Source organism: Lysinibacillus sp. fkY74-1, assembly GCF_053165895.1.
Genome location: NZ_CP170173.1, coordinates 564,613 through 577,060, shown reverse-complemented (window position 1 = coordinate 577,060; position 12,448 = coordinate 564,613). Strand labels below are relative to the sequence as shown.

Annotated in this window: 6 protein-coding genes and 1 pseudogene; 5 read left to right on the top strand and 2 right to left on the bottom strand. The window is 37.0% G+C overall.

Going from position 1 to position 12,448, the window contains the following annotated elements; all coding sequences use genetic code 11:
• Positions 1 to 162 precede the first annotated feature (162 nt).
• Positions 163 to 3,846 (bottom strand): S-layer homology domain-containing protein, encoded by a 3,684-nt coding sequence (locus ACE1MS_RS02725; protein ID WP_447402683.1) that lies wholly within the window; start codon positions 3,844 to 3,846, stop codon positions 163 to 165.
• 631 nt (positions 3,847 to 4,477) lie between these two features.
• Between ACE1MS_RS02725 and ACE1MS_RS02720 the strand changes: the two genes are divergently transcribed.
• Entirely contained in the window at positions 4,478 to 6,328 is a 1,851-nt protein-coding gene (locus ACE1MS_RS02720) for an S-layer homology domain-containing protein (RefSeq protein ID WP_012292790.1), read from the top strand.
• Between the two features lie 99 nt (positions 6,329 to 6,427).
• On the opposite strand, the pseudogene ACE1MS_RS02715 reads toward ACE1MS_RS02720, so the two are convergent.
• A pseudogene (locus ACE1MS_RS02715) lies at positions 6,428 to 6,565 on the bottom strand (IS5/IS1182 family transposase); the annotation flags it as partial.
• Between the two features lie 548 nt (positions 6,566 to 7,113).
• Here ACE1MS_RS02715 and ACE1MS_RS02710 point away from each other — a divergent pair.
• From ACE1MS_RS02710 to csaB, 4 genes are read left to right on the top strand one after another with little or no spacing between them, the layout of a single operon-like run.
• On the top strand, positions 7,114 to 7,854 hold the full coding sequence (locus ACE1MS_RS02710; RefSeq protein WP_031418530.1) for a WecB/TagA/CpsF family glycosyltransferase: 741 nt from the start codon (positions 7,114 to 7,116) through the stop codon (positions 7,852 to 7,854).
• Complete coding sequence (locus ACE1MS_RS02705; protein ID WP_207889625.1) at positions 7,851 to 9,407, top strand: putative polysaccharide biosynthesis protein; 1,557 nt, start codon at positions 7,851 to 7,853, stop codon at positions 9,405 to 9,407. The genes ACE1MS_RS02710 and ACE1MS_RS02705 overlap by 4 nt, the downstream gene beginning before the upstream one ends.
• Positions 9,408 to 9,427: 20 nt before the next feature.
• Complete coding sequence (locus ACE1MS_RS02700) at positions 9,428 to 11,341, top strand: DUF5693 family protein (protein WP_447402682.1); 1,914 nt, start codon at positions 9,428 to 9,430, stop codon at positions 11,339 to 11,341.
• On the top strand, positions 11,341 to 12,420 hold the full coding sequence (gene csaB / locus ACE1MS_RS02695; RefSeq protein ID WP_031418527.1) for a polysaccharide pyruvyl transferase CsaB: 1,080 nt from the start codon (positions 11,341 to 11,343) through the stop codon (positions 12,418 to 12,420). The genes ACE1MS_RS02700 and csaB overlap by 1 nt, the downstream gene beginning before the upstream one ends.
• The last annotated feature ends 28 nt before the right edge of the window (positions 12,421 to 12,448 follow it).

Sequence of the window (12,448 nt, the reverse complement as noted above, 5' to 3'; positions counted from 1 at the left end):
ATAAAATTGTGTGATTACCCCAACAAATATTATAGAACCATAAAAACTATTAAGTGCTGAAATTGTTAAAAAAGCTCTGTGGAGGATTCTCCACAGAGCTTTAAATATCGATTAATAATATAATTCTTTCAAAATACATTATTATTTATGAAAAAGTAAAATTTATTTTAATGTAATTGCTACAGAAGGAGTAACATTACCAGCTAAATCAGTAACATTTGTAACAGTTACATCGTTAGCAAATGTTAATGCATCTGTAGCATGGTTATTAGTAATAGTTAATTTACCGTTTGCATCCCATGCAAAGTTTACATCTGCAGCAGCAACACCTGTAATTACTGGAGTAATTGCAGCAACGATTGCTTCTTTTGATGCAACTGCTAAAGCTTTACCAAAATCAATTGTTGCATTACCTGCAGCATCGATTGATTTAGCAGAAATAGTGAATGCAGCAGCTACTTTTACACCATCAACAATGATTGCTTTGTTATAACCAAGTGAACCAGAAGTTCCTGGAGCAGCAAGAGTTAATACACCAGTATTTCCAGCTGCATCTTTAATAGTTCCTGAAAGTGCAGTTGTATTTGCTACATCAAGTTTAGAAGAAACATTACCTTCAACAACAGTATAGTTAAATACAAGTTTGCTAGTACCTGAACCAGAAGCATATGTTGCTTTAGTTCCAGGAATATTTAGTGCTAATTCTGGAGTACCAGTTACGTCTACCGCTTTACTGAATGTTACTTCTACTGGAATAGTATCACCAATTTTGAATGTTCCATTATTAGCAGTTGATGTAACATTAACAACTGTTGGAGCAACTGTATCAATACCGCCTACAGAAGTTAAGTATTCAGAAGATGGTTCTGCTTTGTTACCAGCTACGTCACGAATAAATGAAGAATCCTTCTTAACAGCTACTTTAAACTCGTCGCTTGTAGGAGTTGTAATTTTAATTTCAATTACATTACCTTTACCATCTGCTTTAATCGAAGTAGTATATTCTGATGGTGATAAAACTTTTTGAGATTTAAGATTAGTAACTACTAAATCATGTTTCATATTAGCTACATCAGTAGGAACAGCATCATCTAATTTTTCGCTAAATGGCAATTCAATTATGTTATTTGTCACTGTTAAACGAGTTTGATCTTTTGCTAATTCTACTTGAGGTTTAATAGCATCCTTAACTGATACAATATTACCAGTAACTGAGTTACCAGAAGTAGTTTTAATTGCATTATTACTATTAACTGTTAATGTGATACCAGCTAAAGTTAATTTATTTGTTAAGCTAGTGCTGCCTAATTCTCCAGACAATTTAACAGTTACAAGGTCAGATCCATCTGTTTCAACAGAAGCAATTGATACGCCTGTAGCACCTGTACCACCAAGTGTAAAGTCTTTAACTGTAGCTTTACCAATTGGTTGATCAAAACGAACTTTAATTACACCTTTTTCTGTTAATTTAGCATTTTCATTAATTTCTTTATCATACTTCGTTAATGTTGCAGCAGCAGTGTTTGGTGTAATATCTTTACCGCCAAATTCCTCAACGATAACACCATTTGCAGCTTTAATTGCTAATAATTTAAATGCTGTAATATTAGCATCTTTAGAAGAATCGTTAATTCCAACTTTGTCATTATCAATATATTCTGGGAATACGATACGAACAGATTTATTACCTTGTGGAGTTACATCTGTACCTGCAGGAAGTTGTTGTTGTTTTCCAGCAATTGTAACAAGGTAGTTTTTATGGTCAGCAAGTGATGCTAAATCCATTTCTTTATCAAAGTTAATGATAAGTGTACGAGTATCGCTATTCGCTGAGTTAGATAAGTATTTTGGAGCCACTGTATCTTTACCAGTAATAGTAACTGTTACATCATTCATTGTATTTTGAAGTTTTGTAGTGTCACGTACTCCAACAACTTTAAGTTTGTAACCTTCAGTTAGCGCTTCATAAGCTTCAAGTGTAAATACTTTGTTTGAACCTGTTCCAGTATCTTCAGTTACAGTTTTAAGTGGAACTACTTTACCATCTTTATCTGTTAATGTGAAGTACTTAGTATCACCAGCAGCAATTTTAACTTGCTTGCTAAATTTAAGAGTGATTTTTTTGTTATCAGTTTTGTTAATAGAAGCTTCAGTAACTTCTGGACGAGTTTGATCTACTTCAGCTTTTACTTTAACTTGAGTTTCAGTAATTTGGTTACCTGAGTAGTCTTTAACACCTTCTACAAACAATGTCATTTCATATCCTGGTAGTGCATTTGCAGAGAAGTCAAATTCATAAACATCTCCAGAAATTTTCTTAACTGAACCTGCAGCTTTTTTATCTGAACCTGACATCCAGTAGATGTTAGATTTAGATACTGTATCTTGATCAACTTCTTCACTGAAAGTAATTGTTACTTTTTCAAGAGTTGCATTAACACTCTTAACAGTAGGAGCTACTTTATCTTCAATTACTTCGAATTCTACTTCTTTAGTTAAAGCTTTGAATCCAGCAAAGTCTTCAACACCAGCGATTTCTAATTTGTGTTTTCCAACTGATAAATCTGCAGAAGAATAAGGTTTTAAGATTAACTCACGTGAACCTTCATCCACTGAACCATAGAATGATTTACCATCTAGTTTAAAGTTTCCTGAAGAAGCCTTTTTAATTGGCTCAGAGAATGTTACTTTAATAGCTTTTGTTCCAAGAGATTTCACTTCTTTAACTTCTGGTAATGTATTGTCAACTGGAGTGAATGCAACATTTGCAGCATCAATAGTTCTTTCTCCAGCTTTTACATTTTTAACAGAAAGCTTGTAAGATTTTTGGTTTTCTAATACTTTACCGTTTTTCTCTTTAACTGCTAAACGGACAGTTTTACCATCTTCTAATAATGTAGCTGAATCTAACTCAATTGAGCTATCAACTGTGTATTTATCTACATCTTCAGCAGATGTTTTGTCAACTTTACCGTCGAACTCTACAGTGATTTCTTTAAGGTTAGTTGCAGATACAGATTTAACTGCAGTAGCTGTAGTTACAACATAAGTAACTTTAGCTTTGTATTCAACATCCTTAATTTTGAAAGTAACTTCTGTTTCTTTGTTAGGCTCTAAAGCTTTTTCTAAAGTAACAGTTTCTTTAGTACCGTCAGATAAAGTAACGTTTAAAGTTTTAGCGTCAACTACTTCGATTTTGTCAACTTTTGGAGTAGCATCTACGTTTTCAATAGTACGTGAGAATACCACTGCGAAGTCTTGGCGAGTAATTGGAGCATTTGGGTTTAAGTTTGTTTTACCATTTGCTTCAGAACCTTTGATAACGCCGTTTGCAACTGCGATTTCTAGGTAAGATTTAGCCCATGGTTTAACAGTAGAAGCGTCAGCGAATTCGCTTAGATCGCCTTCACCCTCTAATTCGAAAGCATCTACTAAAATTTTAGCAGCTTCAGAACGAGTTAATTGTTTGTTTGGTGCAAATTCAGTAGCACTTACACCTTCAAAAATTCCGTTTTCTACAGTTGCTGCGATAGCATCGTAGTACCAAGCATCAGCTTTAACGTCTTTGAAGTTTACATCACCTTCTGCTTCTAATTCTAGAGCGTTAGTGAAGATTGTAGCAGCTTCCGCACGTGAGATAGTTTTAAGTGGGTTGAAGTTGCCGTTAGCATCCCCTTGGATTACACCAGCGTCTACTAAAGATTGAACTGCTTCTTTAGCGTAGCCAGAGATTTTGTTGAAGTCGTTTAATTGTGCAGCAGATGCTACAGGTACGATTGCAGATGCAACTAATGCAGCTGTTGCTGATGCCGCGAAGAACTTACGGCCTTTGTTTTGCTTTGCCATTAATTTATTCCTCCCTAATATTCCTAAAAATTGATATTATTCCAACGAAAACTATAGTACCACCATAATTAGTTGCCTAAATTTATGTATTATAGCTTTCTCGAATAATTCAAAACTAAAGCAAATTTTCTTAGTAAAGTTACTAGAAAATGAGTAGTAGAATACCATTCTAGTAAGCTTATTCACTTTCTACAATAATATAACATTATCTTTTCCGAAATTCAAGCATTGGGACATAAATTTAGATATAGAAGATTTTTTTACCATGGACCTTACTAGATGGCTACTTTCTTCCAACTAATTTTACCCTCATTTGTATTGGTAACATATAGTTCCATTTCCTATTATACCTGACTCTCCATAATAACCAAGCATTTTCTGGAATGGTTACTAAATTGTCAAAAATTAAAGACTCCCGTAACATTTTAGTTATATTTGTAAAGAAACAGAAACATAGCTAGAGTTTTTTAGCGAATTTCGCCTCTTTCCTATCACTTTTAAGAGTTTCTTCATTATTAAATAATAGCTAATTCTATCTGTCCCTATGTTGTAATAATAGATTACCTTTTTTTGTGATACACTTTTGATAGTTTGATAGAACAATTATCAGCTATTGAAGGGAGCTTGAAAAATGAAACGAAAATTTCCTCTTTACGGGGCAGTGCTTGCAGGTATGCTATATCTTGCACCTACTAGCGCTTCAGCAGAAGATATTTCGAAGCACTGGGCCTATCATGAAATGAACTATCTTATTACAAACGATTTAATGAAGGGTGATGAATTTGGCAATTATCGTCCAAACGATGCTGTTACTCGCGCTGAATTCGCAGCATTTCTAGTCAGAACACTTAACTTGCCAGCTACTTCTAGTCAAGCAACCTTCTCAGATGTAAAGAAAGGCGACTGGTATTACGGAGTGATCGAGCAAGCTAGCTATCATGGATTGATTAAAGGTGACGACCAGGGCAAATTCAACCCAAACGCACATATTAATCGTCAGGAAATGGCGGCTATGTTAAAAAGAGCTCTCCACTATCAAAATATCAATACATCTTCCTCCCCTATTAACTTTAGTGACAATGCTCGTATCGCCAAATGGGCCTATGCTGATGTACAAGCTGTCGTAACATCAGGGCTACTTGTAGGGAAGCCGAATAATCAATTTGCACCACTTGCCCAAACAACTCGTGCTGAAGCAGCGACCGTTCTCTATCGTTTACTTCATTTAGAAGCACCAGAAACTGGCGGAAAGGAATATATAACGACGAATTACTCATTTGACTATTCTTCGGTGGTGAATAAACAAACTGCCAATAATCCAAAGGTAGACGGTGCTGGCATTTTTACGGCTAGCGACGCACTAGTGTCATACTATGTACACCCAAAGAGCGTTATGCAGGATAGCCCATCTTTTTATCAATTTTTAAAATTATCAACTGTGGTTAATAATTTGAATGCCAAGGAACTCAATGATAAGGTACTTGCTAATAAAGGAAGCTTAGCAGGTATGGCTGATGCCTTTATTCAGGCGGGTGTCGATAACAATGTAAATGCTATCTATCTGTTATCACATGCTTTACATGAAACCGCTAATGGGGCCTCTGCGCTTATGAATGGAATTGAGGTTGGCTTAGATACGGGTGGAAAACCAGTGATGGTTACTCCTGAAAATCGAGACAGTTTAACCGCTATTAAGAAAACTTATAATGCTTATGGTATTGGAGCTATTGATGCTGATGCCAATAAATTTGGTGCTGAGCGTGCTTATACAAATGGTTGGTTTACCGTACAGGATGCGATTATTGGCGGCGCTCAATTTGTCAAGGATCAGTATATTAGTAAAGGACAAGACACATTATATAAAATGCGCTGGAATCCTGATAATCCAACCGTCCATCAATATGCTACACATGTAATGTGGGCAGTTATTCAGGCGAAAAAGATTTATGATATTTATGAATTAGTTGGGGCACATACGTCAACGAATTTAGTGTTTGATGTTCCTGCTTATCAGGGTCAGCCTTCCGCTCCATCTTTACCAAGCCCTACGAAGCAATATGCTTTGGATTCATATATAGCTGGGGCAATCGGAAAGGCTACTACTAATCTCAATATGAGAACATATCCTAATACTACAGATGCTGCATCCATTATGACGAATTTACCTAAAGATACATCCTTCAAAGTACTTGGAGAAAATGGTGGCTGGTTTAAAGTAAGCGTCAATGGTCAAGAGGGCTGGGTGTTTGATGATTATGTTCAACTTGAAAATGGTTTACAGATTGTCAACATGAACATCATGCTCAATGTCCGAAGTGAACCATCTACGACAGCCCCTATATTAGGTACAGTTAAACCAAACGGCTTTATTATTGGTGCAGTAGATGATAAAGGCGAATTCAAAAAAAATGGTGCCTGGTATCAGGTTATCTATAACGGCAAAACCGGCTGGGTACATGGCGATTATATTGTAAAAAAATGATTTCCTACGATTTTCTAAAAAAAGAGTGCGACATTGTCTCGCACTCTCAGACTGTAGACAAAAGCCGTCGAGAAGTTCATTCTCGATGGCTTTTGTCATTTCCATATTTAACTCTAATTGAAGCTTCTCTTCATAAGCCCGTGTTTCTTTTCGCACAACCTTTTTATCATACTTTCCTTTATTCGCACTCGCTTTCACATGCGTGGAATCTATAAATAAATGGTCTGCATGGAGAATTTACTTTTCAACACCCTATGTAGATGGAGTACTTTATGTAGAAGTTGATGGGAACGAAGAGCGGCGACTCCTGCGGGAAAAGCGGGAAAGTCGAGATCCTGGACTGAGCGAAGCGAGGGAAGCAGCTCGACCCCGCCCGCGGAAAGCGTCCGCCCGTAGTGGAAATCAACGGCTTTACTTTATTTCATTGTAAAAGAAAAAAGACTGTAAGCAAACTCTCAAATTTTTTGAGTTTGTCTACAGTCTGAGAGTGCGACATTGTTTCGCACTCTTTTTTTGTCTTCATTGCATGAATATAAAACACTATATAATAGAAGAAACTCAAACCCTTCTGTTATGAGCACCACTATTTCCTCCTAAAAAAATCAGTGCATTTTTTAGTTTGTTTCTTGTATATGCAATAGAATCCTCCTTTTTATAACGATGAATCCCCTTTTATGCAGCCTATAGCCATAACTGAACTATTATCGAAAATTTCCTGTCAATATTGCTTTTATGGTATGATAGATTGCAGTGAAAAAGGAATTACAGAAAGGTTTGAACACTATATGAGGCATGTAACGATTATGGGCGTACCCTTTTTACATATTAGTCAGCAAGGGTTTGTAGATCTACTTGTTAATCGTATTGAACAGCAAGAAAAGACTTTCGTGGTGACAGCCAATCCTGAAGTTGTCATGCAGGCAAATGAAAATCCTACTGTGAAGGGCTATTTAAATCAGGCAACCTACATTTGTGCGGATGGTATCGGTGTGGTAAAGGCTGCTCAAATCCTTGGAGATTCACTTCCCGAGCGTGTAACAGGCTATGATACCATGGTGAAATTGTTAGAGGTTGGTCAGCAAAAGCGCTTTAAAGTTTATTTATTGGGTGCACAAAAAGAAACAATTGAAAAGACCATTGCCAATATTCATAAGAATTATCCAAATGTTGAAGTGGTAGGCTATCAGGATGGATTCTTTGATTGGAATAATAATCATATTGCGGACGATATCGCAGCATTACAACCTGATCTGGTGTTTGTCGCTTTAGGAGTACCGAGACAGGAAAAATGGATTACTGAAAACCTAGACAAGTTTTCAAAGGGCGTATTTATTGGTGTGGGTGGCTCCTTCGATGTCATCGCGGGCACTGTGAAGCGTGCACCAGTCATTTGGCAAAAGTTAAATCTTGAGTGGCTTTATCGACTGCTACGCCAGCCAAGTCGTTTTATAAGAATGCTTGTTCTTCCACGTTTTGCTTTAAAGGTTTTCTCATTAAAGCTTAGAGGGCAGGGCACAACAAAATGAGTCAATCAACATTTGTCAAAAGTACACTCGTTTTAACCATTGCGACATTACTTTCTAAGGTGATTGGCAGTATTTTCCGTATTCCACTTCAAAATATTGCTGGTGACGAAGTACTTGGTATTTTCAGTCTTGTCTATCCTGTCTATATGGTGGCTTTGTATTTATCTGTTGCAGGTATCCCTATTGCTATTTCTAAACTGATTGCGGAGGCTAACTCAAGTAAGGATACTGCCAAAATAAAGAAAATTTATGTAACCGCAAGAATCCTTGCCCTATCGTTTGGCGTCATTAGTTTTACAATCATTTACGGTTTTTCAGGGCAGATAGCGAATGCACTTGGTGGACCATCAACAGAAATTGCCTTAATTATTGTGGCACTGACATTACTTGTGGCTCCTTATATGGCCGTCTATCGTGGCTTTTTTCAAGGCTTTGGAGATATGCGACCGACTGCCATCTCTCAAGTAATTGAACAATTAGTTCGAGTTGCATTAATTCTAATTGTTGCGTACTTCCTAGTTGCGATGGATTATTCAAATGATATCGTAGCTGGTGGAATTATGGCTGGTTCTGTCCTTGGAGCACTCGGTTCACTTGTTTATTTACTCTATAAATATTTCCGTTCGTCGGTAAAAGTAACGAGCAAGGAGAAATATTCTAGTAAGGATTTCTCCACATATAGTAAAACTATATTAAAAATATCCATTCCGATTGCAATTGGTTCTGTTACAATGGCACTTTTTAACTTTGTGGATTCCTTTACCGTTACATATGGGTTAAGAAGTGCAGGGGCAGACGCAAGTGAAATTAGCTTCCTTTATGGGATATATGGTCGAGGGCTAACATTAGTTCAAATTACGACGGTATTTGCGTCATCAATTATTTTACCGCTAGTGCCACTAATTACTACTAAGCTTGCTGAACGTAAAATGGATGAAACACGCAGTATTATTGAACAAACACATCGTATGACTCATCTTATATCGTGGCCAGCTGCGATTGGACTGCTAGCCTTAACCTTGCCTTTAAATCTAGCTCTTTTTAAAGACTTAGAGGGAAGCTTAATGTTAGCCATGATTAACCTTAGCTCGGTCTTTACATCACTAACACTCCTTGGGACGGGCGTTTTACAGGGAATGAATGCTGCTAAAACAGGCGCTCTTATTATTTTAAGTGGTGTTGTTTTGAAGGTGTTTGCGAACATCTTCTTCATTCAAGCATTCGGTCTAGATGGTGCTGCCTATGCAACATTATTGGTGTACTTTGTGTTATTTATTGTGAATACTGTCTTTATATATCGTATGATTCGCTTTACTGTTCTTGGAAAAGATACGGTGAAAATGATTGTGTCTTCCATCGTAATGGGAGCAGCCGTTGGTTTACCAACGTTTTGGCTTGATTTTACACATTGGTCTCGTATGTGGGCAATGGGCTATCTGACTATTGCCATCATCATTGGAGGAGCTATTTACTTCCTTTTACTATGGCTAATGAAAGCTATTGATAAACAAGATTTAAAGAAAATCCCTGTTATCGGAAAAAGATTTTCATAAATAAGAGAGGTAGGACACTTATGTCGAAACAGAAATGGCTTTGGGGGATTATTGTTCTTTTACTCGTCGTTTCCTCCACAGGTATCATGATGAGGTGGAATGCGGAGCAATCGAATGATTCTTATGAAATCGTGATTCCCTATGATGAAATACAAACTGCAAATAAAAACAGTGATTTAACAATGGATGAAATCCTTTCCTCCTTAAAGGAAGCTGGACTGACAACTGTTAGTCTTGAGCCTTTAACATTAAAGGAAATGGAAAAACAAAATTTGATTACTGTCTATAAAGAAAACGACTTAGCAGCACAATTATTATTTACACCTTATAAAGATGCTGTTGATGTTACAAAGAGTGGCTCTTATATTCGAGTACCTGAAAATGAAAGCTACCGAAAGCTTATCATGGATAGTGTTGAGCCGGAGGAAGTTCAAATAGGAGAAGAGGCTTTTTATTTTCTCCCTACTTCTAACCATAACTTTGATTTAAAAACACCAATTGGCTACGATCAGCCTGCTATCGATATGATTAGTAAGCATGGCCTAGGCTATGTCTTTAAAGTTGAAAATGCAGATAATGAAGTGGCTAACGCTAAATTGGTGAATCAGTTACTCGCATTAAAAGATGGTTCTTCTGGTCGCTTGCTTGGTCAAGGTGACGAAGCAATTGGCTTTGGACAAGAAAAAGGCAATCAATTAGTTGAAAAACTAAGTGATGCGGGCTATTACTTCTATACAATCGAAAGTAATCCATTGAAGGGCGAAAATAAAATCGCCCAAATGACCGATTACAATATGATTCGTTTGCATAGTATTAACATCAACAGACAAACGAAATTAAAGTTAAATGAAAGTATTGACCGTACAACAAGAGCTGTAAAAGAGCGTAATATCCGTTCTATCTTCTACCATATTAAAACAACTGGTAATGCCAAGGAAAATGTGGAGCAAACAATTGACTACTTAAATGGAGTACATGACGCAATGCCAGATCATTTCCAACCTGGCGAGCCAAAGCTGTTTGATCAGGTAGCTGTACCAGCTTGGGTCACAGCAGCTGTATTAGTAGCAGGTATTTTATTTACCTTTATCGTTTCAGAATTAATCAAATGGATGCCTCTACGAATTGCGGCAGCTGGATTTATGACAGTACTAGCCATTGCCTACTTTATCCTGAAAAGTACTCTATTCTTACAGGCATTTGCACTAATTATTGCAGTCCTTGCACCTACCTATGCCGTAATTAAATCAGCACAAGGGTCTACGAAAATGTCTAAAATACTTGTGCAATACTTGAAGGCAGTAGCGATTAGCCTTATCGGGATTGTTATTGTCATTGGCTTATTAAATGGCAATGCCTTTATGACAGGCTTTGCTACGTTCAAAGGCGTGAAGTTAGTTTATCTGATTCCAATTATGGGCGTTCTACTATTTACATTAATTGAGATTAACCGACTAGCTGATCAAAATATTAATAAATCTTTATCTAATACCGTAACATTGTTAAACAAAGAATTAAAATATTGGCATGTACTCCTACTAATTGTCGTGGCGGGTATCGGTTTATTTTACATTAGCAGAACTGGTAACTCTGGCTCAGTTAGTGATTTAGAATTAACGTTTAGACAATGGCTAGAAAATACCTTATATGTACGACCAAGAACGAAGGAATTCTTAATTGGTTTCCCATTCTTTGTTTTAGCTTTATATGTAATGGGCATCAACCGCAAATGGGGTAGTATCTTACTTGTACCAGGTGTTATCGGATTCTTATCGATCGTTAATACATTTACACATTTACACATCCCAGTAGCTGTTTCAGTATTACGTACTCTATACAGCGTATCTCTTGGTTTTGTTATAGGATTAGTATTTATCCTTATTTTTAAATTCGGTTATCGTTGGGTTTCTAAGGCCATCGCGAGGTGGTCATAATGCACATTGTTTTATCGGGCTATTATGGATTCGATAATGTCGGAGATGATGCTATTCTGCTTTCCATCATTCAAGCTTTGAAGAAATGGGAAAATGATATAGAGATCACTGTATTATCTAATAACCCAACCGCTACTGAGCAAACCTATGGTGTAAAAGCCGTCAATCGTTGGAAAATGAAAGAAATCCATCAATTGCTTAAAACAGCTGATGGACTCATTAGTGGCGGTGGTAGTTTAATGCAGGATCAAACAGGCATGAAAACTATTCCATACTATGCAGGCGTGATTCAAATTGCAAAATGGCTGAAGAAGCCAGTATTTGTTTACGCCCAAGGTATGGGCCCAATCAACCACTCGCTTAGTAAATTAATCGTGCGTAAAACCTTTAACAAGGTTGAGCAAATTACGGTTAGAGATAAAGCCTCCCAAACTCTTTTAACAGAGATTGGTGTACGTAAAGAGACTAAAATTGTGCCCGATCCTGTTATGGGGCTCAATGGTGGCGACTTTCATTGTGAATGGTTAGATCAAGAATCCCTAACGGCAGAAAGCTATATTTCTGTTAGTGTCCGTGACTGGCCATCTACAATAGCATATAAAGAAAAAATTGCTCATAGCTTAGACCAATTAGTACGTCAGGGTGAGCAAATCGTTTTCTTACCAATGCATGGTGAACACGATTTAAAAACTTCTCAGGAAGTGGCAGCACTCATGCAGGAAAAAAGCTTAATTGCTCCTTCTGATTTATCCATTGAGGAAAAAATTGCGGTAATTGGACAATCTCAATTATTGATTGGGATGCGACTCCATTCCCTCATCTTCTCAGCCATCTATGCTACACCTTTTATCGCCATTTCGTATGATCCAAAAATTGATGCATTTGCTGATATTGTTGATCAGCCGGTTATTGGGCATGTCGAGAAGGATGATTGGAACGGTGTCACATTGTTCGAACGTGCGATTGCCATGTTAGAATCGTATACGACGGTTCGAGAAAATATGCGTCAGGCTGTGCTACCCTTACAGCATGAAGCTACGGCAACGGCTAAATTAGCGATTGAGACTTTCTCTAAATAAACATTAAAAATGATGAATTTCAATAGTA

Bases quoted from the DNA above. Each gene is read 5' to 3' on its own strand.
- ACE1MS_RS02725 (WP_447402683.1), bottom strand. From the start codon at position 3,846: ATGGCAAAGCAAAACAAAGGCCGTAAGTTCTTCGCGGCATCAGCAACA.
- ACE1MS_RS02720 (WP_012292790.1), top strand. From the start codon at position 4,478: ATGAAACGAAAATTTCCTCTTTACGGGGCAGTGCTTGCAGGTATGCTA.
- ACE1MS_RS02710 (WP_031418530.1), top strand. From the start codon at position 7,114: ATGAGGCATGTAACGATTATGGGCGTACCCTTTTTACATATTAGTCAG.
- ACE1MS_RS02700 (WP_447402682.1), top strand. From the start codon at position 9,428: ATGTCGAAACAGAAATGGCTTTGGGGGATTATTGTTCTTTTACTCGTC.
- ACE1MS_RS02705 (WP_207889625.1), top strand. From the start codon at position 7,851: ATGAGTCAATCAACATTTGTCAAAAGTACACTCGTTTTAACCATTGCG.
- csaB (WP_031418527.1), top strand. From the start codon at position 11,341: ATGCACATTGTTTTATCGGGCTATTATGGATTCGATAATGTCGGAGAT.